Origin of the sequence: Variovorax sp. RO1, from assembly GCF_002849325.1 — a bacterium.
Classification (GTDB): Bacteria; Pseudomonadota; Gammaproteobacteria; order Burkholderiales; family Burkholderiaceae_C; genus Variovorax.
Genome location: NZ_PKMT01000001.1, coordinates 689,785 through 715,040 on the forward strand (window position 1 = coordinate 689,785; position 25,256 = coordinate 715,040).

A 25,256-nucleotide genomic window follows, 5' to 3' on the forward strand; every position below is an offset into this window, starting at 1 on the left:
CGAAACTCCCGGATTATGTCAAAGGTCAAGCCTACGCCCCTGTTGCCCGATACGGTCATTGGCGGATATCGCGTTGTTCGCCGGCTTTCAGCAGGCGGTTTCGGCGTGGTCTACCTCGCGATCGACCCGAACGGCCAGCAGGTGGCCGTCAAGGAATACCTGCCTTCGTCGCTTGCCACCCGGGGCCCCGGCGAGCTGGCGCCGCAGGTGCCGCCCGAGAAACTGTCGCTGTACCGCCTGGGGCTCAAGAGCTTCTTCGAAGAAGGCCGCTCGCTCGCGCAAATCTCGCATGCGTCGGTGGTCAGCGTGCTCAATTTCTTCCGCGAGAACGAAACCGTCTACATGGTCATGAACTACCTGGAGGGCGCGACCCTGCAGGATTTCGTGGTCACGGCGCGCGACCTGAAGCGGCAAAAGGTGTTCCGCGAGTCGACCATCCGTTCGCTGTTCGACGAAATCCTGCGCGGCCTGCGCATCGTCCACCAGTACAAGATGCTGCACCTGGACATCAAGCCTGCCAATATCTTCGTCACCGACGACGACCGCGCCGTGCTGATCGACTTCGGCGCCGCGCGCGAAGTGCTCAGCAAAGAGGGCATCTTCATTCGCCCGATGTACACGCCCGGCTTCGCCGCGCCCGAGATGTACCGGCGCGATTCGTCGATGGGCCCCTGGACCGACATCTACGCCATCGGCGCCTGCATCTACGCTTGCATGCAGGGCTACCCGCCCAACGACGCGCCGCGCCGCATCGAGAAAGACCGCCTGAGCCTGTCGCTCTCGCGGCTGCGCGGCGTGTACTCCGACAACCTCATCGAGGTGGTCGAGTGGTGCATGTCGCTCGACCCGCTCTCGCGCCCGCAGTCGGTCTTTGCGCTGCAAAAAGAACTCAGCCGCGAAGGCGAGCGCCGCTACACCAAGCTCACGGTCGGCGAAAAGGTGCGCCTGTCGCTCGACAACATCCGCTCCTTCGACAAGAAGAGCCTTCCGCGCGCCGCCGCGCCCACCACTCGTCCGGCCTGATCGACATGAAGTTCTCCGTGTTCCAGGTCAGCCGCAAGGGCGGCCGCGTCAAGAACGAAGACCGCATGGGCTACTGCTACACGCGGGAGTCGGGCCTGTTCGTGCTCGCCGACGGCATGGGCGGCCACCCCGAAGGCGAAGTGGCGGCCCAGCTGGCGCTGCAGACCATCGCCGCGCTGTACCAGCGCGAGGCCCGCCCCACCGTGAAGGACGTGAAGGCGTTCCTGGCCGAATCGGCCATGTCGGCGCACCAGCAGATCATGCGGTACGCGAGCCACAAGGCGATGCTCGACACGCCCCGCACCACCGTCGTCGCGGCCGTGCTGCAGAACGCCACCGCCACCTGGCTGCATTGCGGCGACTCGCGCCTGTACGTCGTGCGCGACGGCCGCCTGCTGACCCGCACGCGGGACCACTCGCACGCCGAGCGCCCCAAGCCCCACGGCGCCACCGATGCACCCGTCAACCGCAACCTGCTGCTGACCTGCCTGGGCTCGCCGACCACGCCGCTGTTCGACGTGTCGGCGCCGCTGCCGCTGCAGCGCGGCGACCGCCTCATGCTGTGCTCCGACGGCGTCTGGGGCGTGCTCGACGACGCCGTCATCGTGCACACCCTCTCGTCCGGCAAGCCCGTGTCCGACGCCGCGCCCGACCTCGCCGAGATGGCGCTGCGCAAGGGCGGCACCCACAGCGACAACGTGACGCTCATCGCGCTCGAGTGGGAAATGCCCGAGACGCCCGGCGACGACCGCGGCGTGTCCACCGAAACCATCGACGACGGCGTGTTCGCCTCGACCATCCAGGCCGGCATGCCGTCCGACAGCGAGATCGACGACCTCGATGAAGACGCCATCGAGCGCTCCATCGCCGAGATCAACGAAGCCATCCGCCGCTCCGCTGCGCGCAAAAGTTAGATGACCCCCAGTCTTCGCGCACTTCGTGTCGCTACGCCAACCCCCTTCCAGGGGGGCAACACCAGCGGCCCGGCAAAGCCGGTTCCGCGGTGTTCCCCGAACATGCCGCTGAAGAGCGGCTGACTTTTTTCCTTTTTTGGGTTTTGAAAATGACTGCTTTCACACGAAGCGGCGGCCGTGCCGCCGACCAGCTGCGCCCCGTGCGCATCACCCGCGGCTTCACCATCCACGCCGAAGGCTCCGTGCTCATCGAGTTCGGCCAGACCCGCGTGCTGTGCACCGCCTCGGTCGAAGAAAAAGTGCCGCCGCACAAGAAGGGCAGCGGCGAAGGCTGGGTGACGGCCGAATACGGCATGCTGCCGCGCGCCACCCACACCCGCAGCAGCCGCGAAGCCGCCAAGGGCAAGCAGACCGGTCGCACGCAGGAAATCCAGCGCCTCATCGGCCGCTCGATGCGCGCCGTGTTCGACCTCGCCGCGCTCGGCGAACGCACCATCCACCTCGACTGCGACGTGCTGCAGGCCGACGGCGGCACGCGCACCGCGGCCATCACCGGCGCCTTCGTGGCCGCACAGGACGCGGTCGACAAGCTGCTGGCCTCGGGCGCGATCAAGACCTCGCCCATCAAGGGCCACGTGGCCGCCATCTCGGTGGGCATCGTCGGCGGCACGCCGCTGCTCGACCTCGAATACACCGAAGACTCGGCCTGCGACACCGACATGAACGTCGTCATGACCGGCGCCGGCCACTTCGTCGAAGTGCAGGGCACGGCCGAAGGCGTGGCCTTCACGCGTGAAGAAATGAACCTCCTGCTCGGCCTGGCCGAAAAGGGCATCGGCGAACTCGTGAGCCTGCAGCAGCAAGCCCTGCTTTCGAACTGACCGACTGACGACCACAACCACCAGCTACTGGCGCCCGCCCTCCATCGGGCGCCACAGCCATCTTTGACTTTCCATGAAACTGGTTCTGGCTTCCAACAACGCGGGTAAGCTCGCCGAACTCCAGCAGCTGTTTGCCGAGCTGTCCGTCACCCTGGTGCCGCAGTCGGCGCTGGGTGTGGGCGAGGCTGAAGAACCCTTCCGCACCTTCGTCGAGAACGCGCTCACCAAGGCGCGCCACGCCAGCGCCGCCACCGGCCTGCCGGCCATTGCCGACGACGCCGGCCTGTGCGTCGATGCCTTCGGTGGCCTGCCGGGTGTCGACACCGCCTACTACGCCACGCAGTTCGGCTACCCCAAGGGCGACGCCAACAACGTGAAGGCGCTGCTCGAACAGCTCGACGGCGTCGTCAACCGCCGCGCCGCGCTCGTGAGCACGCTGGTCGCGCTGCGCCGCCACGACGACCCCGAGCCGCTCATTGCCGTCGGCCGCGTGGTCGGCGAGATCGCGCCTGCGCCCATCGGCGACAACGGCTTCGGCTTCGACCCCGTCATGTACCTGCCGACCTTCGGTAAGACCTTCGCCCAGCTGCCGCCTGACGTGAAGAACGCCAACAGCCACCGCGGCCGCGCCGCGCAGGCCATGCTCGCCCTGATGCGCGAGCGCTGGTTCTGACCCATGGCCACCGTCTTCCCGATCCAGCCCGCCCAACCCGGCGGCGCCCCCCAGGCCAATGACGTGCTGCACTGGATGCGCCCCGGCCCGCTGCAACTCGCTGCGCTGCCGCCGCTGTCGCTGTACATCCACCTGCCGTGGTGCCTGCGCAAGTGCCCTTATTGCGATTTCAATTCGCACGAGTGGCGCGCCACGAGCGAGGCCGACATCGACGGTCTTCCCGAAGCCGCCTACATCGACGCGCTGATCGCCGACCTCGACGCCGCGCTGCCGTTGATCTGGGGCCGCACCGTCCACACCATCTTCATTGGCGGCGGCACGCCCAGCCTGTTCTCGCCGCAGGCCATCGACCGGTTGCTCGGCGACGTGCGCGCGCGCCTCAAGCTCGCGCCCGAGTGCGAGATCACGCTCGAAGCCAACCCCGGCACCTTCGAGCGCAACCGCTTCCGCGCCTACCGCGCGGCCGGCGTCACGCGCCTGTCGGTGGGCGTGCAGAGCTTCAACGACGAGCACCTGACGGCGCTGGGCCGCGTGCACGACCGCGCCCAGGCCATCGCCGCGGTGGAAGAGGCCGCAAGCGCCTTCGACACCTTCAACCTCGACCTGATGTACGCCCTGCCGGGCCAGACCATGGAAGGCCTCGACGCCGACCTGACCCAGGCCCTGGCGCTCGCGCCGCCGCACATCTCGATCTACCACCTCACCATCGAGCCCAACACCTGGTTCGCCAAGTTCCCGCCCACGCTGCCCGAGGACGACATCGCCTACGCCATGCTCGACCGCATCACCGAGCGCACGGGCGCGAGCGGCATGTCGCGCTACGAGGTCTCGGCCTATGCGCGCGACGGGCACCAGTGCGCGCACAACCTCAACTACTGGCAGTTTGGCGACTACCTCGGCATTGGCGCCGGCGCGCACAGCAAGCTGAGCTTTGCGCACCGCATCGTGCGGCAGGTGCGTTACCGCGAACCGCGCCTGTACATGGAGAACGCACGCGCCGGCATGGCTGTGTCGCAGAGCGACGAAGTGGCGCTGGCCGACCTGCCCTTCGAGTTCATGCTCAACGCGCTGCGGTTGAAGCAGGGCTTCACGCTGCCCCAGTTCAGCGAGCGCACCGGCCTGGCGATGACGTCGATCCAGCGCGGCATGGAAGAGGCCGAGCGCAAGGGGCTCGTCGCACGCGACCTGTTCCGCGTGTGGCCCACCGAGCGCGGACTCGACTTCCTGAGCGACCTGCAGACGCTGTTCCTGCCCGATGACGAGTAAGGCTGCGCCGTCAGCATAAAATCGACGGTTCCGGAGAGTTGGGTGAGTGGTTTAAACCAGCAGTCTTGAAAACTGCCGACGTGAAAGCGTCCGTGAGTTCGAATCTCACACTCTCCGCCAGTCATCGATGTCTCTCATCGACGCTCGGCCAGTTCGATACCCTTACCCATCCATGTACCCATCCGTCGGCAGTGCGACTGGGTGAGTCTCTGTGATCGACTGTGCAAGACCGATTAGCCGCTGAAGTTTGACGTGGGGAGATAGGCCTCGCCTGTTTGTGAGGCATGGCGTCGAATTCGGGAGATCACGTCACGCAGGGACAGCGTACCAGTCAGGAATAGGTACAAGTGCATCGCGTCGAGTAGAAGGAGCGCCGTCTTGCGTCCTGACGCTTGTGCGACGGCCACGCTGGAATACCCAGAGACGGAGACCATGATCCCCATCGTGTTGTCGGCTTTGTCATCGACTTTCACGCGAAGTGAATCAATGTCGGTTGCAGCAGCTTGTGAAGCCGTGAACTTCAGCTCAACCAGATAGGTCGTGCCTTCGATCGTTACTGAGCCGTCTATCTGACGTCCAGCGGTTACATAAGGGCGGCGGTTCTGAATCTCGCAGAAGTCCAGCACATCGTAGAACCACGCTTGGAAGTCATAGCCTCCCTGTTGAGTGCCGATGGCAGGATGGAGCTGCTCGAAGCGCTCCCTTAACTTTTCCTTGTCGGTGGCACTGCGCTGGATTCGTTCGCGATCAGCCCGCGCCCTTGCCTTGATTTCTTCACGCTCCTGAGCAGTGCGGACCTCTTCATCTTGAGCCCGCAGGTATGCCTTGAGCTCGGCGACTGCTTTCGTTGCGTCGGCGATTTTCAGCGCCGAGTCTTCCCAGTTACGAAGGTCCGGAAAAGTTGTCTGCTCGGATAGCGAGTGAGCCATTTCATGGACTACGGCCTTGCCGGCATCTGATCGCTGAAGGCTCTGGAATGTCCGATCCAGAAAGTCGCGCTTGGTCTCCTCCGTTGCCCATTTCGCGAGGTGACCATCCGAGACGCGGCAGGCGCGTAGGAATTTGCGGAGGGCTTCTTTTCGCCAGAACGACTTCAGTGTCGCTTCGTAGGTGAGTTCTATGAGTCGGGGCGTGATCGTAGCGGTCATGCTTCAGGAGTGTGATGCCTGCTTCGGTCGTCGGAACTCAGGATTTTGATGCCTGTTATCGCGAGCGCTTGGCTGCCGAGCTCTTCTGTCTGTTGTGCGCGTCACCTCGAATCTTGTCGAACAGTTCGAAGACGGTGAGTCCCAGCGCATTCGCGATCACCTCTACTGCGTTCAGCGTGGGATTCGCTTGACCATTCTCGATTCGGCTCAGGTAGGTCTGGTAGAACCCGCAGCGCTCGCCGAACTCGACTTGGCTCAGGCCCATCTCGAGCCGCATCTCGCGCACGCACTCACCGAACTTCTGAGCCAAGGTTTTCACCCGGCTGACTCTCGGTGTTATGCTTTATTTCGCATAAACACTAATTCGTATATTTCGGTTGCCAAGGTTATGCGGCGGCAACGAATGGAGCGGGGAAAAGATGATCCGAGCTTTGGCAGGGTGCTTTGGCGCCGTCGCAGTTTTGGCGCTCGGCGCCTGTTCGCCGGAGGGGGCTACGTCCGGTTCTCCCCCGGCCCCGATATCGGCAGCATCGGTCGCTCCGAGCGACCGCTCCAGTTGCTCATCCGCCAACGCGAAGGAACTCATCGAACAGCTCGTATGGGAGGGCGTTGGGAAGACTGTCGCGTGGAAGGTCTTCCCAGACCGCGTGCCGGACGTGACTGCGGCAGGTAAGGCTCATTTCAGGATCACCCTGCAGGGTGTCGCCACCGTCCCAGGTCAGAACGGCGCCCGCCCGACCTGCGAAGCGACCATCGTGGCCACGGATGCGCACGACCTCGATCCGAACGACGGCTGGCTGCAGAGCGCGGCTCGGACGGACGCGAGCGTCAGGGTGCAGGGGCCGAACCTGCAGAGCAGCGTGCAGTACGCCGTGCAGCCCTCGGACGACGGCCAGAGCATCCGCGTGTCGGTCTCCGGTATCGACCCCTTCGCTCTCGCGCTTGCCGGCTTCAGCGTCGGGTTCAGCAACAGCGAGCTATACGCCCGACGCGAGACCGAGAAGGCGGCGAAGGGCGGCGGCACGGCGGAGCCTCCCGCCGTCCCCGCACCGTCCGATGCTGGCGCGCCGGAAGGCGCCACGGCTCCCGAGCAGCAGGCCAGCACCGAAGACCGATACGCGGCGGCCGATAAGGCGCTGAACGCTGCCTACGCCGCCGCGCGCGTCCGGCTGGACGACGCAGGCAAGACGGCCCTGCGCGACGAGCAGCGCGCGTGGATCAAGACCCGCGACACGAGTTGCAGCGAGGCCAAGATCGCGACCGAAAGTGGCGGTGACGTTGCCGGCGGTTCGGCCATGGCGCTCGAAGTGGCCGGCTGCAAGGCGAAGCTGACCGAGGCCCGCGCGAAGCAGCTCGCGGGCAAGGGCTGACCGAGTCCGCCCATGATGTACGACATCTACTCGTGCGACGAGTGCGACCGGTGGCGCTACCTGCTGGGTCGTGCCGGCCGGCGCACGCTGGTGACGGTCGGGCTGAATCCATCAACCGCGACGCAGGAGCGCAGCGACCCGACGGTGGCGCGCGTTGACGAGGTCGCGCGACGGAACGGCTTCGACGGATTCGTGATGACGAACCTCTACCCGGTCAGGGCGACGGACTACCGCACCCTGCCGGCCAAGGTGAACAGGGTGGCGTTCGAGCGGAACCTCGCCGCTATCGAGGAGGTTGTCGCCGCGCAGGCCGGGCCCGTGATCTGGGCGGCATGGGGGCAGCCGGTGGTGCATCACGCCTATTTCCTGCGGGCGCGGGATGAGCTGTATCGGCGCCTCGCCAGATTCGATCCGAGGTGGTTGCGATTCGGTGAGCTGACGGCGACTGGGCACCCGCGGCACGCGAGCCGCCTGGACTACGACTGGTCGTTCGCCCCCTACGACTTCGAGGATTGACCCTGTTGCGCGATTCTCGCCCCAGTGGATCGGCCTATGCACTGCGCCGGGAGCAGGAACTGCGAAGATCTGACGCACGGTCGGAGTTCCCCTTACGACAGGCCCGTTAGCACTTGAGGTCGAAGTAGCGCTTGCGCGTCTGGTACAGGTCTACGTCGGCCTTGGCCTTCGACGCGCCGGTCTCGCGCTGCGTCGCCGCTTCCAGTTCGGGCAGTCGGGCATCCAGTTGTCGGCACTCCCCTTGATCCCGTGCTGGCAGCTTGACTCTCTGGCGCATCACGTCCATCTGATCGCGTGACTTTCCAGTCAGGGGGCGGAGCGCGTCGTCGAAGGCATGGTTGAGTTCCGTGCGCTGCACGTCGCGGCCCTTCCGCGACTTGCCCGACATCTGGTCAACGCCTTGGTTCGGCGTGGCGTCGATCACTTTCGCGCCGACGCATGGAGAGTCCGAGTAGCTGACCTTGCCTGCGGTCTCACACCGGTACACAGGTGGTGCGGCCGACGCGGAGAGGGCGGCCAGTAGTAGGGGGAGAGTGAATAGAAGGCGCATGGGGAGGAGGCTTGAGCTGTGTCCCAATTCTTACCGAGGTAGTTCTCGCACAGGTGGCCATGCCCCACTGGGGGCGGTGGGTGCCGACGGCGCGTCGCGTTGCATCTGCGCGAGGCTGTCTGACAAGAGCCGTTAGTTTGTCGGGCCAGCGTGCTACCCATCAGACCCGAGGGCGAGGATTCGCCTGTTCCCGAACGGTGCGTTGGGAAGTCGTTTCACAGCTTGTTGCACGGTGCCGATACGCAAAGCGGTGGGGCGTGGGGATGGTGGGGCGGTCCTAGGACGTCGCCGTCACCACCCGCCCCACCGTCACCACCGCCCTGATGACTACGCCAGCGCGTCGTCCGCTTCGTCAGCCCACAGCTTGCTGGTGATCACGTACACGCGGCGGCGCTCGTGCAGGCCGCCGAGGTGACGGTACAGGGTGTAGCGCATCTTCCCGCCTTCTTCCCCGGTTTGCATGCAACCCGCCGCGACAAGGACACGGCAGACCAACGTCGTGTCGAACCCCGCGAAGATCTCGCACCGGAACACCTGCGGGTCGATGAGGTATTCGCGTTCGTCACCTTCGAAGCGTTTGCGCCAGCCGGCGCGGTTGTGAACAAGCTTCGGGCGCTGTGGCGCGTCGAACACGACCTCCCGCGCGTCGAGGTCCACGAAGCGGCCGTCCTCGTGGCGGGAGATGAACTCGCGCAGCTTGTCCAAGACCACCTTCGGCTCAGTATCCCCCGACGTGCCACGCGCGTTCAGCCATTCGCCGAAGCAGCGCACGATCGCAGCGCGCGCCTCGCCAGGCTGCCAGCCCGTCAGCCCCCACGACGTAGCAAGTTCCCCGGCCAGGGCTTTCAGGGCGAAGCGCTCGCAGACGCGATGGGCCTGCCCGCCCAACGCCCGGCCATCGCCGAAGACCCGCACGCACTCGGCCAGGAATTCCTGGGTGCCCGAGGCCACAAGATCGCGCAGCCCGCTCTGATTGGCGGCGCAGCGGCGGATGAACTCGACCCCGACCTCGCCATATGCCTCGGTGCAGCCCGCCGCGATCGTGTCGGACAGTGCCGCGCCGCTAGCGTGGCCGTGCAGCACGTCGAAGATGCCGTGGCCCTGGCCTGCGTCGGCCTGCAGTTCGGCGAGGCGCACCTCCTGTCCAGCCCGGACCGACTTACCCGCTACCGCCATATGCTGGCTCAGCCCGACTTCACCAGTGCTCAGATAGAGAAGTCGCCAGCTCTGGCGGCGTGCAGCGGCGCCAGACTTTATCGCGCGCTGCTTGCCTTGGCCGTTGCCCAGCATGTAGCTACTTTCCCCAACCTCGCGCGGATCGACCTGCCCTATCTCGTCCAAGATCAGCAGGGCACAGTTGTGCCGCGCGGCGATGGCCTCCAGCCCGTTGAGGGTCGAGCGCCACGGTTGCATGTAATCGGGGCCACCGCAGGCCGAGCCGGCCGTCTTCGCCGCCCGGGTCTTGCCAGTGCTCGAACGGCCGGTGAGGTGCAGCCCACCGCCATCGACTCGGCTGAACGGTAGCAGGGTCGCCGCGAATGCCATCGAGCACACCAGTAGCAGTCGGGAATTGCCAGAGCAGTACCGACCGACGCGCACCTTCCAGTCCTCCACCGTGCCGGCACTGGCACGGGATCCGGGAACACGCTCCAGCGACAGCACCATCTCCGATTCGTCGGGGGTGCTTCCGATAGTCACGTGGGGCATGACATACGCCATCGCGCCCTCCGGGCCATGCCAGCCAGTGCACGGCACGATGGTGATTCGTCTTGCAGGTCGCTCGGACGCGAGGTAGTCGAACAACTGATTGCGCGCACGCGGGCCGGGTTCGGTCATGAGGCCGCCGCTGGCCAAGGCCCGGGAGACCTCCAGGCCGTCGCCTTGCAACGCAGCGAGTTGGATCACTTGCCGGTGCTCGTTGCCGTCGGGGTCATACCAGCGCGCGAGCTTGCCCCACTCCATGCCCTCGCCGCTGCGCACGAGGGCGTCCACGTAGATCGCGTCGCCGACGCGGTTGCGCGCGCCGGTCACCTCGCCCGGTGTGTTCAGGGCAAAGAGGCCATCTTCCGTGTTGTGGAAACGCTGAGGGGCCAGCTTGCGCGGAGGCTCGGCGAGCGCCTGGACGACAGCGGTGCCTTGCGGGTTGTCGATATGTTGACTGCGTTGGGGTTGCCCCGACTGCTCGAGGAGGTGACCCTCGCCATCGCGAGGGCTGTCGGGCGAATGATGGTTCTTGTCCATGGCGTTGGTTCGATCAATTCTTTCCAGTTGGGAGTGCCCCTCGTCGTGCGCGGCGAGAGGCAAGAGGGGCGGTGGGGCCAGCGGGGCGGTGGGACGACAGCGCGAACGCGTATCGATTTCGCCGCCCCTGCTTGCTGCCGAGCGTCAGTTCAGGAGCGGCCGGCGCGCGCCGATGGCTTCGGTGACAGCGTCGAGCCCGTTCTCTTCGACCAATTGCCACCAGCGGAAGAGGGCTTGGTGGTAGTTGCCCATCAGCATTCCGGTGTCGTTGCAGAGTTCCTGCGCTAGCACGTCGATGGCGTCAACGACCTGGTAGCAGGCCCACATAGCCTTGTTTCTCAGGCTGTCGTCTCCGTTCAACGGCGACATTTCCTCATCGACCCACCCAGGCGTGAAGCGTTCGAAGGCGGTGTCGCCAATGACGAGCCGCGCCTCGTCGCGCATCTGCTGCTGGAGTGCCACGTGGTGGGAGGAGCCGCGCTCGCGGGCGAGCTTCGCGTTGTGCAGCTCTGCGATTCGCGCCAAGTGGGACTCCGTCGCGTCGTAGAAGCGCGCGAGAGCATAGGGCTCCTCTTCCTCCAGATCGAAGCGCATGTTTCCGATGCGCGAGAGATCGCGCGGCGGCAGCTTGCGCGTGTCCAGGGCAAAGACCGATAGGCCGATGCACAGCATTCGGACAGGCACCTGACCGGGCTTGCTCATGCTGCCTCCCGTGCGGCCAGCAAGGCGTTGACCGCCTCGACCCCGTGCGCCTTAACCAACTGCTGCCAGTTGAAGAGGGCCTGGTGGTAATTGCCGATCAGCATGGCCGCGTCGTGATAAAGCTCCCGCGCCAACTGGTCGATGGCGTCCACGGGCCAGTAGCTGGCCCACGCCACATCACGCGCGAAGATGTCTTCGCTGTTGATGGACAGCATCTCGTTGCCTACGCGGCCAGGGACGAAGCGCGCGAAGGGAGCGTCGCCGATGACGAGCCGCACAGCGTCGTGCATGCGTATCCGGAGTGCCGCGTGCTCGGGGGAGCGACGCTTGTGCTCGAGCTTGGCGTTGTGCAACTGCGCGATCTCGGCGAGATGCTCCTCCATGGTGAGGTAGAAGTGGGGCACGTCGGCCCATTCATAACCCTTCCAAAGCTCGAACTGCAGCTTTCCCATGGGAGCGCGGCTGCGGGCCCGCGACTTGCGCGCGTCGTAGTCCACAGTGGTCTTGCCGACGGCCATCACCCGCGTGGCGTCCCGGTGTGCTACCTTGCTCATGCGGCCTCCCGTTCGGCCAAGAAGGCTTCGACTGCCGCGACGTTCCAGGCGGTCACGCGCTCACTCAGCTTGACGGGCTTAGGGAACTTGCTTGCAGGGTTCTTCGACTGGCGCCAGATCGTCGCGGCGGACCACGGGACCATCTTGCGCAGTTCGGGAAGGCGCACGTAGCGGTTGTGGGCTGCAATGCGCGGATCGCAGAAGGCAGTCGAGCCCGTTTTGGACTGCCCCGTGCTGCGCGTCGCGTTCGCGGTGGGCAGGGGCTGGATCTGGTCGGATTTCATGGAGGAGCTTCAGTTGTTTTGAAGTCCCCAGTTTCTCGGTGAAGTTGTGCCGCGAACGATCAGTTCTCGACCAACAATCGCGGAAAAAATTCTCGATTACCTCTCCGCGGTCGGCTGCTTCGGTGGGGAGCGGGTGCGGCGTTTTGCGGTCGATTGGACCTTGACCTTCGGGTCTGAATCCAAGCGTTCGTCCACGGCATTGAACCTGCCTTGGACGCCCAACATAGAGCAGATTGCATTCGCGTCCTTCTCCCTGGTCTGCTTGGAAGTTTTGCCAAACTTGCCAAGTCGAGTAACTATTTCCGTCACCAGCGTCTGACGTTCCGGTTGTTTCGGCGCACCTGACGGCGCTCGTGCAGCGCGCAGCTTTTTTTCGACCTTGGCAGATTCCCGAAGCAGGTGTTCGATCACGTGCTTGGAAACTGCGATGTGCGCGTTGTAGAGTGCTTCTCGGGACGCGCGATCTCGTGTTGAGGGCGACCGGTCGGCAGCTGTTAAGGACCCGAACGTCAATGGCGAATCGTTGTCGAGTCGCGGCGCGAGAACATCGGCCTCAAGCCCCCGCATGACGCGATGTAGAGCAGTCTGAAAGGTAGTGAACTCTTTGCGCTGGTCGGAAGGTTTGGCAATGCTTGCGTCGTAGATTCTTCGGCTCTCGTATATCGTGGAAGCCACTTGAATTCTCCAGCGTGTCCACGTCAGCATGACAGCGGCGCTCAGGCCGTTTTCCGCGTACTTTTGAACCGCTGCCCCGAACAGCTGCGATGTTTCCGTCGGCGGAGCTACCTGATCGAATGAGCTGTCGTGAGCTTCGATTGGCCGGTTGCACGGGATGTCCTGCGGCGCGGCTTTTGGGGTGTCTCGAAAGTCGACGAGGTCATCTTTGCGAACGTTGTACTTTCGCGCCAGTTCGAGCAACGCCGGGTCTGACGCAGCGAGACCGATTACGGCCTCGTAGCACCCGGTCTTAAGAATACTGTCGGTGACCTGGTTTCCTCGGGCCTGCTTGAGCATCAAAGTTCCAAACGATGAGGGTATGGAAGCTTCCGACGAGGTTCTGGCTGCGGCGTTGAGATGCTGGTCCCAGATCTTCCGAAGATGTGTCGGGAAGGCTGTGCGCTCGTCTGCGAGGCTTCGGTCTGAAGAGGAGAACGGTCTGGGCATGCCCGAGCCTAGCTGGCTTTTGGCGCAGGGTCGTGGCGTCAGGTACAGGGTCGACGCACCGCTGGCGCTCCAGGAGGGAGAGGGACGGTAGTGCGGGCGGGGGGCTTGGCGTAGTCGCGCGTGCTTGGCGCAGCCGCGCCACCGCCCCACATGCGGCACGCCCCACCAGCCAGCTGGACGGGGCGGAAGACTGGTTGATTACCTTCAGTTGGGTAAGAAGATGGGTGTGAAATTGCCGGTGGTAGGTGCGTCTTGCCGGTCATCACATCGCGGTAGTGGGCCCGTCCGCCACCCGTCTTGAGAGGCGACCGACCACCTTGAAAATCGCTGGAGTCGGCCGGGAGGCCACGTCCATCGCGTTTGGGTAGGGTTCGACTAGAGATTCACGAGAACGTCACGTCTTCGACATATCTTCCCGAGGTCTCCGTAAACATCGTCGAGGTGGAGTTGCTGGATGCCGGACCAAAGCGCAGCGTTCATTGACGAGCATTTGAGGGAAGCCGGAATACCGGTGGCCCAGTACGTTCGCATGTCCACCGAGCATCAGAAGTACTCCACTGAGAACCAGACGGCGGCAATATCCGAGTACGCAAGCTTGCATGGCATGCGGATCGTCAAGACCTACGAGGACGCCGGCAAGAGCGGACTGAACCTCAAGGGGCGCAACGGATTGCAGACGCTGCTGCATGACGTGGAGACGCCGCTCCCAGGCTTTCAGGCAGTTCTGGTCTACGACATCAGCCGCTGGGGGCGGTTTCCAGATCCGGACGAAGCCGCGGCCTACGTGCATGCGTGCAAAAGCCGCGGCATTAGAGTGATTTACTGCGCGGAGCCCTTCAACAACGATGGGTCGCTGCCATCGACTGTCTTCATCGGTATCAAGCGCAGCATGGCCGCTGAATACAGTCGCGAACTGTCTGTCAAAGTTTTCGCTGGCGCATGCAACATCGTCAGACACGGATATCGCCAAGGGGGTGCGCCCGGCTTCGGCCTTCGGCGGCAACTTATTGATGAACAGCATAACGCCAAGGGACTACTTCCGCGCGGAGAGAGGAAGAGCATCCAGACAGACCGCGTAGTGTTGGTGCCGGGGCCCCCAGAAGAGATTGCGCTGGTGCACCGCATCTATCGACTTTTCCTCCAAGAGAACATGTCAGAGCGGCTTATCGCGTCCGTTCTCAATCGCGAAGGCTTGACCTCCGATGCCGGAATTCAATGGACGAGAGGCACCATTCATCAAATTCTCACCAACGAAAAATACATAGGTCACAACGTCTACAACCGATCGTCTTTCAAGCTGAAGGTCCAGCATGTGCGAAATCCACCGGAGCAGTGGATTCGACGAGATGGAGCTTTCGAAGCGATCGTTCCAATTGAGATATTTGCAAAGGCGCAAGCCATCATCACAGAACGGTCGCTTCATTTGGACGATAGTCAGATGCTTGCGATGCTGCGACAGACGTTGGAAAAACATGGCGCGCTATCTGGAATCTTGATCGATGAAGACGGCGACGCGCCTTCTAGTTCCGCTTACCGGAGCCGCTTTGGCAGCTTGCTTCGAGCCTACAGCCTGATCGGCTACACCCCTCGACGTGACTATGCCTATCTAGAGATCAACAAGGCTCTACGCAGGCGTCACCCAGAATTGATCAACGAGATTACCTCCGGCATTGAGAAAGTTGGGGGGTGGGCTGTGCGAAACGGTGCTACCGATCTACTCACAATCAATGGCGAATTCACCATGGCGCTGGTAATTGCACGATGCAAGCCGACAGCAGCGGGAACCTATCGATGGCGCATCCGGTTCGATGCAAGCCTTCATCCCGACTTAACGGTTGTGGCGCGTATGGACCCGTCCAATCGCGGTGCTCACGACTACTACGTTTTCCCGGCGATTGACTTCTCGAATGACACGTTGCCAATCCTTGAAGACAATGGATTCACGTTAGACGCCTATCGCACTGACTCGTTGGAAATCATCTATCAGATGGCAGGACGAGTACCGCTTCCGGAGGCCGGATGACAAATCATCCATCTCGCATCGAAATGATTCCGATCGCTGAGATCGCCGTCGTCAACCCACGCGTGCGCAATCCCAAAATTCATAAGACCATCACCGAGAGCATTGAAAGGGTTGGTCTCAAGCGGCCTATCACCGTCCGCCGTGTCCCAGCAGGCGAAGGTGAAATGCCTTACGCGCTGATCTGCGGACAGGGACGGTTGGAATCCTGCAAATCTCTGGGCGAAACCGAAATCGCAGCGCTTGTCCTGAACGTTAGCGATGAGGCCGGCCACGTCATGAGCATCGTGGAGAACATTGCTCGGCGCACACCGAGTGCAGTTGAGACGATGGAACAGGTTCGAGTTCTCAGACAGCGCGGGTATAGCGACGCAGACATCGCGACCAAGTTGGGTTGCACCTCCTCTTGGGTGAACAACGTGACCCACCTTCTGGAGCGTGGAGAAAAGCGACTGCTGACGGCGGCGGAGGCCGGCCAAATTCCGCTAAACCTAGCCGTCAGTATCTCGCGAGCCAGCGACAGCGAGGCGCAAAAACTGCTGCTGGACGCCTATGAATGCGGGGAGTTAAAAGGCCAAAAAGTGACAATCGCTCGCAAGATACTGGGGCAGCGTGCCCGCAGCGGAAAGAGCGGATTCGACGCGTTTTCCAAGCCTCTGAACCGTCAGCCCATGACGCCGGAAGACTTGGGGAAGCTCTATAAGAAGGATGTAGAGATACATCGGAGAATCCGGAAAAAATCCGAGTACGTGCAGCAGTCGCTACTCTTGGTCCGACAGATCTTCAAGGAGCTATTTTCCGACAAGGAGTTTTGCGAAACCCTTGAAGCTGAGAGGCTAGCAACCGTTCCGCAACCTCTTGCTGATCTGTTGTTGTACGGAGGCCCAAGGCGATGACGAAGGCGTCGCCGAAACCGGTTCGCCTCGGATTCGAGCGGGACTGCATGGATGTCCCTCTGGACCAAATCCGTTGTCTAGTCCCATTGCCGGCTGGGATCAAGGAGTCCACAAAGTACCGGCAGATCCGTAGTTCGATACATGCGATTGGGCTAGTTGAGCCTGTTGTTGTTTCGCTTGATCGTTCGCAAGGAAGCTCTTTTATCGTGCTCGACGGCCGAGTTCGGATAGAAGTGTTGCGCGAATTTGGGGTTCGGCGCGTGCTTTGCCTAGTTTCCACTGACGATGAAGGCTATACCTACAACAAGCGGGTAAACCGCCTCTCTGTGGTGCAGGCGCATCGCATGATTGTGCGAGCGGCCGAGCGAGGGGTCTCAGTGCAGCAGTTGGCGGAAGCACTCGATGTGTCGCCAGGTGCTATCCGAGAAAAATTCCGTTTGCTTGACGGCATCTGTAGCGAAGCCGTGGCGCTGTTGGCCGATAAGCCCGCTACCTATGGCATGTTTCATATTCTCAAGCAGATGAAACCCTTCCGGCAGATCGACGTCGCGCAGGCAATGATCAATCTCGGGAACTACTCCATAAAGCTGGCGGCCGCGATGCTGCAGAACACGCCTTCGGATCAACTCCTGAAGGGATCTGCAACCAAAACACAGCGAGGAGGTCCTGTCGAAGCGATCGTACGTCTAGAGCGAGAACTGTCGGCCATGCAAGCCGATACAAGGTTGCTTGAAGAGGACTATGGACCTGCAAGCCTTCAGCTGGAGATCATCAAAACCTACATCGGTACCTCGTTGCTGGAGAACGCTGCGGTCGTTCGATGGCTAGCTAGGCAACAGCCCGAGTACCTGCAGCAGCTGCAACGGATCGCAGACATTAGGGAGCTGCCCTTGCAATAGCCGAGCATAGAGGGTCGCTCCATCTGCACTGATTAACGCCGAGGACTTCGGAGCTACCGTCTTGGCGTTCAGTCACCGCGGCCGCATTTCTTGCTCCGCCGATATGCTCGGCAACGTGGTCCACGTCTGGCCTTCGGGGGAGCGGGCACTTCAAACATCGTGATCGCGTTCATCAGGTTCGCCATATACCGCGGATTCTGACCAAGCGAGCACGAATAGATGGTGCGGCAGACATCGTCAAGCCATTTTTCGTCGAGCTTGCCGTTTGCAAATTCACGGAATGCGGCCTTGAATTCTTCCCGCCACGCTTCCTGGTTGGTCAACGCGCAGCTGGGGATTGCGACGGGCTTGTGAGGATTCCTCATGGCTGAACACTACGATGCAACGACAAATTTTCGCTGAGAAGGATGAGCTGGCGTTGTAGCCGTTCCAGAGCTGAGCGTGGAGAGCGCCACTACTTCGAGGAGCGCGCCACGATCTTTCGCTCAGTCTCGCCTCGGAATCGCTCGAGATGGGTTGCAACGCGCACCTGCATCTCTCTCAATTGCTCCGTACCTACGGGACCACCTTTCACTGGAGCGGTACGTGTCATCTCCAAAAGCCGTTCCATCCGGGCGGTGAACTCTGGCAGCCGGTCGGAGTACTTGTCTGCGAACAAATCTTCGAGCAAGAAGCGCACCGTGGTGATGCGGGCCGACTGCTCGAACTGCTCGTCCCATAGGGGCTGCAGGTTCGCTTCGAGAAGTACCATTACGTCTTCCTTGTCCATTTTTTCCGCCCCTAGGGGGCCGTGCTGAGGAAAGTCGAATTCTGCGCCGCTGATGGGCGGGAAACCGATGGGGGCAGAAAATTTGGCTGACCTTGCTGGTGCCACCAACTCTTCGCGGATGTAGCACTTTCGCGGGCTAGCTGGTGGAGCACGAAGCGGCTGTTGGGGGCGGCGATAGGGAAAGCTTCTATCGCGTAGCCTCTGGTGCTCATTCGCGCGAGCCCTTCGAGCTCCGGTGATCGTTGCCAGGCGGGTGTTGACTGTGGCCATTCGCAAGACAGGGTCGGGCCCCTAACCCGCCTCTTGTGCGGCGGTGGCATACGCCGCCCAGTCCTTCATCAGCTGTATTCGCTTCTCCAGCAGATCGCCGCGCCGATAGGCCGCCTCAACCTTGTTCCCCACTGCGTGGGCGAGCGCCATCTCCGCGACCTCGTTCGGATACTGCGTCTGCTCTGCACACCAATCTCTGAAGGTTGAGCGAAATCCGTGTGGCACCGCGTCCACCTCCATCCGGCGCAGCACCGCCGTCAGCGTCATGTCGCTGAGCATCCCGCCCTTGGGCGCCGGGAATGCGAAGTCGCTGTGGCTGATCTCTAGTTGAGCCCGCAGCAGTTCCACCGCTCGATCCGACAGCGGCACGCGATGTTCCTTCTTCGCCTTCATCCGCTCGGCTGGCACCACCCACAGCGCACCGTCCAGGTCGAACTCCCCCCACGTCGCCCCACGCACCTCGCCCGAGCGCGCCGCCGTAAGGATCGTGAACTCCAGCGCCCGGGCGCCGACGCCCTCCGCTTGCCGCAGCCGGGTCATGAACTCGCCGATCTGCCGGTAGGGCAGAGCGCGGTGGTGATCCGTCTTCGCGATCTTCCCCGGTGCCGGCAGCAGCTTGTCGAGGTGTCCCTTCCAGCGCGCCGGGTTCGGCCCCGTGCGGTAGCCGCTCGCCGTCGCCCAGTCCAGCACCGACTCGACCCGTCCGCGCAGCCGCGACGCCGTCTCCGTCTTCTCCTTCCAGATTGGTTCCAGCACGTTGAGCACCTGCGGCAGCTCCACGTCGCGCACCAGCAGCGAACCGATCTCCGGCTTCGCGTAGGTGTTCAGGGTGTTCTCCCACTGCTGCCGGTGCTTCGCGTTCTTCCACGAGGCCTCGTGCGCCTCGATGTAGAGGGTCGCGGCCTTGGAGAAGGTGATGGCCGCGGCTCGCGACGCGATGAGTGCGCTGCGCATTGCCTTGCCTTCCTCGATTGGGTCGAGACCGTGCCGCATCTGCTCGCGCGCCGCGCGGGCTGACTCGCGGGCCTGAGCGAGCGTCACGTCGGGGTAGCCGCCCAGCCCCATGTCCCGCCGGATGCCCCCGACCCGGGCCCGCAGGACCCAGCTACGCGAGCCGCCGGCGTTCACGTTCATACCGAGGCCGGCCACACCGCCCACGAAGTTCATCCCGCGCCGGGTGATCCGAGACACCTCCAGTGCACCCATCTCTTTAGCCTTACCCATCTATGTCCCCATCAATGAAAACCGCCTTAGATCCAGCGAGTTTCACGAGGTTTCCGAGGTAAGTACAGAGGCAGTCACGAGCGTGACTTGGTATGAGATGACGTGAAATTATCCGTCGAACTCTGTTGTCGTGTCTTCACTACAACCCGACGGGAGGGGGCAGTAGAGGTAGCATCAACGCCATTTCTTCTCTGGAGTGGCGGAAGTATGGCGGCGTCGGAAGCTCACAGAGCCCCCAGGCTCTATTCGTACATTGTTCGAGTCGATGACGGAGCGGCTCCCAACCCCTACAACGGCATGTGCACGCTGGCGATCTGCAAGCCGGCTATTCGCCGGACCGCTCGTGCTGGTGATTGGATTCTGGGCACAGGCTCGGCGGCTGCGGGGCTGGACGGTCGCATGATCTATGCGATGCGGGTCGATGAAGCGATCACGTTGGAAGAATACGATAGGCGTGCGCCTTTGGAGTGGAAGCATCGTATCCCGGACATGTCCAGTCGGAGTCGAGCCAGAAGACGGGGCGATTGCCTCTACGACTACTCAGTGCCACCATGGCCTCGGCAGCGGCAAGGCGTGCACGGGCCCGGAAATAGGGATGTGGATCTTGGCGGCAAGAACGTGTTGATCGGCCGTGAGTACACATACTTCGGTGAGGATGCGATTGAATTGCCGCGGGGCTTGCGCTCTCTGGTGCATCGGACGCAAGGGCACAAGTGGAAGTTGAATGCGCCTCTCCTCGGTCGGTTTGTGAGCTGGATCGAAGGACAACCGCGCGGGATGCTGGGTAAGCCTGGATTCGCGCAGCCCGAGAGCTCGAAGGCGGGGGCACGAGGATGTGACCTGCGATGCTCGGATGATCACGACGGGCAACTCTGCATCAGACAGGACGACGGATGCAGCTAACCACGTTCGAGCCTAAGGTCGAGTTGGCCGATCAGCACTCCTTGACGCTCTCCCCATTCCCGTATCCATCTGGTCGGACCCGACAGAGGGGTGCTGGCTTCGGAGGTGTGGACTGCTTTGGGGGCGTCGCGAGCCATGGTCGCCTTGCGTGCGTGACGCTGCGGCTGTGCGAACGGTGTCAGAGGCGCGTCTAGCCTCTAGGCCTGTCGCACGTGGGCGTGGGCGCGGGTGGGGCTGTGCGCCTCGGAAGTCTGTCAAATGCCAAGCTCCACCTGGGATGCGGTCACTCGGGGGGGCGGCTAGTGGCGCGCGATGAGTCTGCGCGACATGATTTGGTGCTCACGCGGGGTGGTCATACTCCCGCCAATTATTGAGAACGGCATGGACCTCCAGGCCCTTGCGCGTTCTCTTCGCTCTTCCTCGCTCATCGTCCCTCAGATGAGGTAGGTGCGTAGTGCGCAATCTTGAGAGTGCCGGCGGCGCGTGCTAACGTGGCGATGAGGAGATTCAATCTGCATGCCGCAAATTCAAAATGAACAATTGTTTCGCCACGCCCTCGGCGAAGGGATGAACTTTTTCCTTGGCGCCGGCTTCTCGGTAGCCGCGAAGTCCGGCGGCAAGAATCTCCCAGTTGGCGACGGTCTGAAAACTGAGCTTCTCGACTATTTCCAGCGGCCGAAACCGTCTGGACTTACGCTGTCACAACTCTGCCAGATTATCTCTAGCACGCGGCGAGAAGAGCTGAATGACTTCTTCAAGCAACGGTTCACCGTAGAGGAGTTTGCGCCTGAGTACTCCCATTTGGAGCGCATCAATCTCAAGGCAATCTTCACAACCAACATCGACGATCTCATTCCGAAGATATTTGAAAGTAGTCAAAAGTACTACATCAACGATGTTGCCATGAGGGGGCCAGTTATCTCGGGCGGCAGCGCAATCGACTACATACCTCTGCATGGAAGCGTGCTTCACGGCGACGGAAAGTATGACTTCTCGCCGTTGGAGATTGCTTCGAGCTTTGACCGAGATCGAGACAAGTGGTTCGGTTACGTGAGTCGAATTCAACAGACACCTACTTTGTATTGGGGTTACAGAGTTGAGGATGCTGGTGTGTTGCAGTCCCTGTCTAGGGAGACCGCCGCAGGCCGAAGCAAAGCTGAAGCTTGGATCGTGCTGCGCTCCAAAGACGCTGAGGCTATTGAGTACTACACATCGCTCGGCTTTCAAACAATCATCGCCGATACGGTTGAACTGCTGAGGTATCTGGGGCAGTTGCAAGTAAAGAAAGTTGCCGGAGCGGCGAAATCGCTCGTGGGAAAGCACTTTGGCGAGTTTCAAATACCGCCACTCGCAAAGGTTCCTGTTCGATCGATTAGCGAGTTCTATTTGGGGGGCGAGCCGACTTGGTATGACGTTTATTCGGGGAAAATTCACGAGACGGAGCACTTCACCGCCGCCAAGAATGCTATCGCCGGACCTAAGCATGTAGCGCTAATCGGCGGAGCTGTCAGCGGTAAGACCACTCTGCTCCGACAGCTCGCGACTCGCACAACGGGTTTTGGCCAGTGCCTCTACATCGACGAAATCACGCCTGAGAAGGCAACACTTCTAGCCCGGGACATCGATGCGGAGGGTCAGCCCGTGCTGCTTTTCATCGATAACGCTGCCGACGCTTCCGAAGCAATACAGATCCTAACCAAGAGCAGCCTGATCAAAGTTGTAGCTGCCGAACGGGACTATGTTTTCGAAAGCGTCGCACACAGATTCCCCCAACACCAATTCATCGAACTCGATGTATCTGGACTAAACGGCGTCGACGTCCAGGCGGTTCAGGACCGTGTGCCCAACGACGTCATTCGGCGACAGTACGACAGATCTCAAGACGAGTTGTCCGGGGATGCAGACCCTACCTTCTTCGAAGTTATCACGTCGACCATCCTCAAGAATTCTCTTGCTGATCGGTTTATGCAGGCGGTAAAAGAGCTGAGATCTTCAAATCTGCCGCAACACGATTTGCTCCTCGTCGCTTGCTACTGTTACGCATGTCGCGTTCCAATCTCAGTAGACATTGGGGCGGCATTCTGTCGAGTTCACGGCTTGAGTGCAGAGGAGACTGCGGCCAATCTCCTGGCGATGGGCTCAGTGCTTTCGCCGTATGAAGGAGTACTTGCAGACACTTCGCAGGACTACTATGTCCCGCGCTCACGAGAAGTGTCTGAACTCGTCCTTCGTAAGATTCCCCCCTTTGAGTTGAAGAGGATGCTCGAAATCTTCCATGCCGAAGTGTCGACGACAAAAATCGGCCGATACGACGTATTCCGGCGGGGAGCCTACGACTCGCAATTAACAGGCCGAGCGTTTTCGAAATGGGAAGAAGGCCTAGCGTTCTACGAACGTGCCTTTGGTCGTGATTCTTCCCATTCGTTGAAGCAGCACGGCGCCTTGTATCTCGCGCGCAAGCATAAGTACGAGCTTGCCTTCTCGTGGATCGACGAGGCGCGAGGCATGAGTAAGAATAACTCGGCCATCCGAAATTCATATGCAGTCATCCTGTTTAGCGCCAACGCACAGAAGCCGTTGAAAGCTGAGGTGATTGACTCATTGGACGAGTCAATGAGGATCCTGAAAAGGTGCTACACAGAGGATCACCGCAAGGCCTATCACGCAAAGGTCTTCGCCGACCAAGCGATCAGGTACGCGAAGAAGCTGCCTGAATCTGCCGCAGCTGTCACCTATCTTGAGTCTGCTGCAACTTGGTTGGAGGCAGAACTCAAGGTGCGCACTAGTGATCGGCGAATGAGGCAACTCCGGCGCGAAGTCGCCGTGGAACTAAGAGCGTTGAAGTAGCGGTCTTGCAGACTGTCGAATGCACAGGGCTGATTTGGCGCTGGCCATCGCTGTCGGTGCCGTGGCCGTCGGGCGCATCCGAATCGCTCGGCTCATTCTTCGGGGACACCCATCCATGCACCCATCAGAACAATTGCGACTAGATGAGCCGCAGAGATGGCCCCTGAGGCTTGACCTTCATGCGAAGCGTTGATGAGCGCGTTTGCTGCGGGGCTTGGTGACACTACTTGCGAGTATCCGCCTAGTGGCCACACTCTCCGCCAGCCATCGATGTCTCTCATCGACGCTCGGCCAGTTCGACATCCTTACCCATCCGTCGGCAATGCGACCGTTGCGTCCCGGATGCTGCGACAGGACCCCGACGATCGAGGCATTTCGCACGAAGCTCGACCACGCTGCTGCTGTGGGCCAAGACATTGCGCGAGTGCACAGCAAGTACGCAAAGTACTTGCCGTGCAACTTTCTCTCCCGCGGAAATCCTGAGGCCAACGATGAGGCGGCTCTACGGGCCTGCACGAGGTCGCGGACCTCGGCGCTCGTCAGATCTGCGCCATGCCGCCGTCGACAAACAGCTCCACGCCATTGACGAAACTTGACGCATCCGATGCGAGGAAGACCGCCGCCTTGGCGATTTCGTCGGGCTCGCCGACGCGGCCCAGCGGAATGTTGGGGGCGAAGCTATCGAGAAAGGCCTGCTCTTGTTCAGGAGGGACCATCCCCACAAGCGCGGGCGTTCTGATCGGTCCAGGGCTCAGCACATTGACCCGGATGCCCTTGCCCTTCAGGTCCAGGATCCAGCTGCGGGCGAGATTGCGGATTGCGGCCTTTGTTGCGCCGTAGACGCTGAGGGAGGCCATTCCCTTGATCGACATCCCCGAGCCGGTCAGGATCACCGCCGATCCTGGCGACAGGAGCGGTAGCGCTTTTTGCACAGTGAAGAGCGTGCCCTTTACGTTGATGCCGAACGCCTGGTCGAACTGCTCTTCGCTAATTTCTCCGAGTGGTGCGTACGTTCCGCTGCCTGCATTTGCAACCACGATGTCCACACGGCCATAGCGACTCCGGACGAACTCATAGAGCGCGTCCAGATCGGCGAGTTTCGAGATATCTACCCGAACGGCACTGACTTCGCCGCCAATGCTTGCGACTGCCACATCCAGTTCAGTTTGACGGCGGCCCGCGATCACGACGGAGGCGCCCTCGGACGCAAAGCGCTTGGCGATACCGAGTCCGATTCCGGAGCTACCGCCCGTGATGACGGCCACTTTGCCATCGAGAGTTTTTGTCATTTTTGTCTATTCCCTTGTGTTCTCTGGGCTGAATGTTCCAGGTCAGCCCCTTGCCTGGTTATTCCTTGATCGGGCACCCGGCCATCTGGCCTTATTTTCTGTACCGATCATTACAGTACCGAACGTTATCCATCGAAGCGCAAGGCGTCAAGCGATTTATAATGATCGGTATTGAATCAATGAAAAGCCAGGTGGGAGCACTGAGATGGGCCGTCACCGCGAGTTTGATACCGAGGAGGCGCTTGACGCCGCCATGGCCGTGTTTTGGCAGAAGGGCTACAAAGGCGCGTCTTTTTCCGACCTCTCAGAGGCCATGAAAGTCGCCAGGCCGGGGATCTACGCTGCATTCGGCAACAAAGAAGCCCTGTTTCTTCGCGCATTCGACCGCTACATCACAAGGTACATGGGCTTCGTGACCGAGGCCATGGACGAACCCACCTCTCTTCAGGTTGTCGAGCGCATCCTTCGCGGTTCGGCTGATATCCAGACCCTGGATTCATCCGCTCAAGGCTGCATGAGCACCAACAGTGCCGTAGGCTCTTCGGAAGAAGTTGAACCCGTCAGCCGCGCATTGGCACGCTGGCAGGCAGAGACGGAAACCGCCTTGCACAAGCGGCTGGAGCGGGCGAAGGCCGAAGGAGACCTGCCAGATTCCGCGAATGCAGGCGGACTCACGCGCTTCATCATGGCCTTGACGCAGGGAATGGCGGTCCAGGCGAAAGCCGGGGCAACGCGGATCGCCCTGTACGAAGTCGTCGACCAGGCCTTGGCGACGTGGCCGGGCCGCCGCGCCTGATTGCACCGTCACGCCGATAGGCGTGTGATCAGGGCTCGTGGACCTCGGCGTCGAGCC

At 61.7% G+C, this 25,256-nt stretch carries 25 protein-coding genes, 1 tRNA gene and 1 pseudogene; 14 read left to right on the forward strand and 13 right to left on the reverse strand.

Annotation, left to right across the window (positions count from 1 at the left end; translation table 11 throughout):
* The first annotated feature begins 15 nt into the window (after positions 1-15).
* The 6 genes from CY658_RS03205 (at position 16) to CY658_RS03230 (ending at position 4,877) form a co-directional block, all read left to right on the forward strand.
* Positions 16-1,023, forward strand: coding sequence for a serine/threonine protein kinase (locus tag CY658_RS03205; protein ID WP_101488825.1), 1,008 nt, complete (start codon positions 16-18; stop codon positions 1,021-1,023).
* A 5-nt stretch (positions 1,024-1,028) separates the two neighbouring features.
* A complete protein-coding gene (locus CY658_RS03210) occupies positions 1,029-1,937 on the forward strand; it encodes a PP2C family protein-serine/threonine phosphatase (protein WP_101488826.1) in 909 nt (302 codons plus the stop codon).
* Positions 1,938-2,086: 149 nt separating this feature from the next.
* Entirely contained in the window at positions 2,087-2,818 is a 732-nt protein-coding gene (gene rph, locus CY658_RS03215) for a ribonuclease PH (protein WP_101488827.1), read from the forward strand.
* 73 nt (positions 2,819-2,891) lie between these two features.
* Positions 2,892-3,491, forward strand: a complete 600-nt coding sequence (locus CY658_RS03220) for a non-canonical purine NTP pyrophosphatase (RefSeq protein ID WP_101488828.1) — start codon at positions 2,892-2,894, stop codon at positions 3,489-3,491.
* A 3-nt stretch (positions 3,492-3,494) separates the two neighbouring features.
* Positions 3,495-4,757 (forward strand): radical SAM family heme chaperone HemW, encoded by a 1,263-nt coding sequence (gene hemW / locus CY658_RS03225; protein ID WP_101488829.1) that lies wholly within the window; start codon positions 3,495-3,497, stop codon positions 4,755-4,757.
* 32 nt (positions 4,758-4,789) lie between these two features.
* A tRNA-Ser gene (locus CY658_RS03230) sits at positions 4,790-4,877 on the forward strand.
* 113 nt (positions 4,878-4,990) lie between these two features.
* Here CY658_RS03230 and CY658_RS03235 read toward each other — a convergent pair.
* Both CY658_RS03235 and CY658_RS03240 read right to left on the reverse strand, forming a co-directional pair.
* Positions 4,991-5,905: a hypothetical protein gene (locus CY658_RS03235; RefSeq protein WP_219589573.1), complete on the reverse strand. Its 915-nt coding sequence runs from the start codon at positions 5,903-5,905 to the stop codon at positions 4,991-4,993.
* A 55-nt stretch (positions 5,906-5,960) separates the two neighbouring features.
* On the reverse strand, positions 5,961-6,224 hold the full coding sequence (locus tag CY658_RS03240; protein WP_257884648.1) for a helix-turn-helix domain-containing protein: 264 nt from the start codon (positions 6,222-6,224) through the stop codon (positions 5,961-5,963).
* A 436-nt stretch (positions 6,225-6,660) separates the two neighbouring features.
* Here CY658_RS03240 and CY658_RS32875 point away from each other — a divergent pair, with 436 nt between their 5' ends.
* Both CY658_RS32875 and CY658_RS03250 read left to right on the forward strand, forming a co-directional pair.
* On the forward strand, positions 6,661-7,275 hold the full coding sequence (locus CY658_RS32875) for a lysozyme inhibitor LprI family protein (RefSeq protein WP_219589574.1): 615 nt from the start codon (positions 6,661-6,663) through the stop codon (positions 7,273-7,275).
* Positions 7,276-7,287: 12 nt separating this feature from the next.
* Entirely contained in the window at positions 7,288-7,791 is a 504-nt protein-coding gene (locus tag CY658_RS03250; RefSeq protein WP_101488831.1) for a DUF1643 domain-containing protein, read from the forward strand.
* 106 nt (positions 7,792-7,897) lie between these two features.
* Here CY658_RS03250 and CY658_RS03255 read toward each other — a convergent pair whose 3' ends face one another.
* The 7 genes and pseudogenes from CY658_RS03255 to CY658_RS03280 form a co-directional block, all read right to left on the reverse strand.
* Positions 7,898-8,215, reverse strand: coding sequence for a DUF4124 domain-containing protein (locus CY658_RS03255; RefSeq protein ID WP_257884839.1), 318 nt, complete (start codon positions 8,213-8,215; stop codon positions 7,898-7,900).
* 9 nt (positions 8,216-8,224) lie between these two features.
* Positions 8,225-8,341, reverse strand: a pseudogene (locus CY658_RS32935) (DUF4124 domain-containing protein); the annotation flags it as partial.
* Positions 8,342-8,668: 327 nt separating this feature from the next.
* A complete protein-coding gene (locus tag CY658_RS03260; RefSeq protein WP_101488833.1) occupies positions 8,669-10,582 on the reverse strand; it encodes a DUF927 domain-containing protein in 1,914 nt (637 codons plus the stop codon).
* Between the two features lie 144 nt (positions 10,583-10,726).
* Positions 10,727-11,284, reverse strand: coding sequence for a hypothetical protein (locus CY658_RS03265; RefSeq protein WP_143713572.1), 558 nt, complete (start codon positions 11,282-11,284; stop codon positions 10,727-10,729).
* On the reverse strand, positions 11,281-11,838 hold the full coding sequence (locus CY658_RS03270; RefSeq protein WP_101488835.1) for a hypothetical protein: 558 nt from the start codon (positions 11,836-11,838) through the stop codon (positions 11,281-11,283). Before CY658_RS03270 ends, CY658_RS03265 begins: the two co-directional genes overlap by 4 nt.
* Positions 11,835-12,122 carry a helix-turn-helix transcriptional regulator gene (locus CY658_RS03275; RefSeq protein WP_101488836.1) on the reverse strand — a complete coding sequence of 96 codons (288 nt, stop codon included), beginning with the start codon at positions 12,120-12,122 and terminating at the stop codon, positions 11,835-11,837. Before CY658_RS03275 ends, CY658_RS03270 begins: the two co-directional genes overlap by 4 nt.
* A 96-nt stretch (positions 12,123-12,218) precedes the next feature.
* Positions 12,219-13,136, reverse strand: coding sequence for a hypothetical protein (locus tag CY658_RS03280; RefSeq protein ID WP_101488837.1), 918 nt, complete (start codon positions 13,134-13,136; stop codon positions 12,219-12,221).
* Between the two features lie 604 nt (positions 13,137-13,740).
* On the opposite strand from CY658_RS03280, the gene CY658_RS03290 reads away from it, so the two are divergent.
* From CY658_RS03290 to CY658_RS03300, 3 genes are read left to right on the forward strand one after another with little or no spacing between them, the layout of a single operon-like run.
* Positions 13,741-15,309 (forward strand): recombinase family protein, encoded by a 1,569-nt coding sequence (locus CY658_RS03290; protein WP_257884649.1) that lies wholly within the window; start codon positions 13,741-13,743, stop codon positions 15,307-15,309.
* Positions 15,306-16,202, forward strand: coding sequence for a plasmid partitioning protein RepB C-terminal domain-containing protein (locus tag CY658_RS03295; protein WP_101488839.1), 897 nt, complete (start codon positions 15,306-15,308; stop codon positions 16,200-16,202). The genes CY658_RS03290 and CY658_RS03295 overlap by 4 nt, the downstream gene beginning before the upstream one ends.
* Positions 16,199-17,101, forward strand: coding sequence for a plasmid partitioning protein RepB C-terminal domain-containing protein (locus CY658_RS03300; protein WP_101488840.1), 903 nt, complete (start codon positions 16,199-16,201; stop codon positions 17,099-17,101). Before CY658_RS03295 ends, CY658_RS03300 begins: the two co-directional genes overlap by 4 nt.
* A 68-nt stretch (positions 17,102-17,169) precedes the next feature.
* Here CY658_RS03300 and CY658_RS32370 read toward each other — a convergent pair whose 3' ends face one another.
* From CY658_RS32370 to CY658_RS03310, 3 genes are all read right to left on the reverse strand, one after another.
* Positions 17,170-17,424, reverse strand: a complete 255-nt coding sequence (locus CY658_RS32370; RefSeq protein WP_143713574.1) for a hypothetical protein — start codon at positions 17,422-17,424, stop codon at positions 17,170-17,172.
* Positions 17,425-17,555: 131 nt separating this feature from the next.
* Entirely contained in the window at positions 17,556-17,870 is a 315-nt protein-coding gene (locus CY658_RS03305) for a hypothetical protein (RefSeq protein ID WP_143713576.1), read from the reverse strand.
* A 291-nt stretch (positions 17,871-18,161) separates the two neighbouring features.
* Positions 18,162-19,346: a tyrosine-type recombinase/integrase gene (locus CY658_RS03310; RefSeq protein ID WP_257884650.1), complete on the reverse strand. Its 1,185-nt coding sequence runs from the start codon at positions 19,344-19,346 to the stop codon at positions 18,162-18,164.
* A gap of 225 nt (positions 19,347-19,571) precedes the next feature.
* On the opposite strand from CY658_RS03310, the gene CY658_RS33160 reads away from it, so the two are divergent.
* Together CY658_RS33160 and CY658_RS03315 are read left to right on the forward strand one after the other, a co-directional pair.
* Entirely contained in the window at positions 19,572-20,267 is a 696-nt protein-coding gene (locus tag CY658_RS33160; protein ID WP_180838852.1) for a hypothetical protein, read from the forward strand.
* 516 nt (positions 20,268-20,783) lie between these two features.
* A complete protein-coding gene (locus CY658_RS03315) occupies positions 20,784-23,114 on the forward strand; it encodes a P-loop NTPase (protein ID WP_143713579.1) in 2,331 nt (776 codons plus the stop codon).
* Between the two features lie 539 nt (positions 23,115-23,653).
* On the opposite strand, the gene CY658_RS03320 is transcribed toward CY658_RS03315, so the two are convergent.
* Entirely contained in the window at positions 23,654-24,403 is a 750-nt protein-coding gene (locus CY658_RS03320; RefSeq protein ID WP_101488844.1) for an SDR family NAD(P)-dependent oxidoreductase, read from the reverse strand.
* 205 nt (positions 24,404-24,608) lie between these two features.
* On the opposite strand from CY658_RS03320, the gene CY658_RS03325 reads away from it, so the two are divergent.
* Positions 24,609-25,199, forward strand: a complete 591-nt coding sequence (locus tag CY658_RS03325; RefSeq protein WP_101488845.1) for a TetR/AcrR family transcriptional regulator — start codon at positions 24,609-24,611, stop codon at positions 25,197-25,199.
* The last annotated feature ends 57 nt before the right edge of the window (positions 25,200-25,256 follow it).

Excerpts from the sequence above, each read along its gene's own strand:
- hemW (WP_101488829.1), top strand. The coding sequence starts at position 3,495 with ATGGCCACCGTCTTCCCGATCCAGCCCGCCCAACCCGGCGGCGCCCCC.
- CY658_RS03270 (WP_101488835.1), bottom strand. The coding sequence starts at position 11,838 with ATGAGCAAGGTAGCACACCGGGACGCCACGCGGGTGATGGCCGTCGGC.
- CY658_RS03220 (WP_101488828.1), top strand. The coding sequence starts at position 2,892 with ATGAAACTGGTTCTGGCTTCCAACAACGCGGGTAAGCTCGCCGAACTC.
- rph (WP_101488827.1), top strand. The coding sequence starts at position 2,087 with ATGACTGCTTTCACACGAAGCGGCGGCCGTGCCGCCGACCAGCTGCGC.
- CY658_RS03205 (WP_101488825.1), top strand. The coding sequence starts at position 16 with ATGTCAAAGGTCAAGCCTACGCCCCTGTTGCCCGATACGGTCATTGGC.
- CY658_RS03250 (WP_101488831.1), top strand. The coding sequence starts at position 7,288 with ATGATGTACGACATCTACTCGTGCGACGAGTGCGACCGGTGGCGCTAC.
- CY658_RS03290 (WP_257884649.1), top strand. The coding sequence starts at position 13,741 with ATGCCGGACCAAAGCGCAGCGTTCATTGACGAGCATTTGAGGGAAGCC.
- CY658_RS03260 (WP_101488833.1), bottom strand. The coding sequence starts at position 10,582 with ATGGACAAGAACCATCATTCGCCCGACAGCCCTCGCGATGGCGAGGGT.
- CY658_RS03305 (WP_143713576.1), bottom strand. The coding sequence starts at position 17,870 with ATGGACAAGGAAGACGTAATGGTACTTCTCGAAGCGAACCTGCAGCCC.
- CY658_RS03320 (WP_101488844.1), bottom strand. The coding sequence starts at position 24,403 with ATGACAAAAACTCTCGATGGCAAAGTGGCCGTCATCACGGGCGGTAGC.
- CY658_RS03280 (WP_101488837.1), bottom strand. The coding sequence starts at position 13,136 with ATGCTCAAGCAGGCCCGAGGAAACCAGGTCACCGACAGTATTCTTAAG.
- CY658_RS33160 (WP_180838852.1), top strand. The coding sequence starts at position 19,572 with ATGGCGGCGTCGGAAGCTCACAGAGCCCCCAGGCTCTATTCGTACATT.
- CY658_RS03295 (WP_101488839.1), top strand. The coding sequence starts at position 15,306 with ATGACAAATCATCCATCTCGCATCGAAATGATTCCGATCGCTGAGATC.
- CY658_RS03325 (WP_101488845.1), top strand. The coding sequence starts at position 24,609 with ATGGGCCGTCACCGCGAGTTTGATACCGAGGAGGCGCTTGACGCCGCC.
- CY658_RS03210 (WP_101488826.1), top strand. The coding sequence starts at position 1,029 with ATGAAGTTCTCCGTGTTCCAGGTCAGCCGCAAGGGCGGCCGCGTCAAG.
- CY658_RS03310 (WP_257884650.1), bottom strand. The coding sequence starts at position 19,346 with ATGGGTGCACTGGAGGTGTCTCGGATCACCCGGCGCGGGATGAACTTC.
- CY658_RS03300 (WP_101488840.1), top strand. The coding sequence starts at position 16,199 with ATGACGAAGGCGTCGCCGAAACCGGTTCGCCTCGGATTCGAGCGGGAC.
- CY658_RS03265 (WP_143713572.1), bottom strand. The coding sequence starts at position 11,284 with ATGAGCAAGCCCGGTCAGGTGCCTGTCCGAATGCTGTGCATCGGCCTA.
- CY658_RS03235 (WP_219589573.1), bottom strand. The coding sequence starts at position 5,905 with ATGACCGCTACGATCACGCCCCGACTCATAGAACTCACCTACGAAGCG.
- CY658_RS03315 (WP_143713579.1), top strand. The coding sequence starts at position 20,784 with ATGCCGCAAATTCAAAATGAACAATTGTTTCGCCACGCCCTCGGCGAA.
- CY658_RS03275 (WP_101488836.1), bottom strand. The coding sequence starts at position 12,122 with ATGAAATCCGACCAGATCCAGCCCCTGCCCACCGCGAACGCGACGCGC.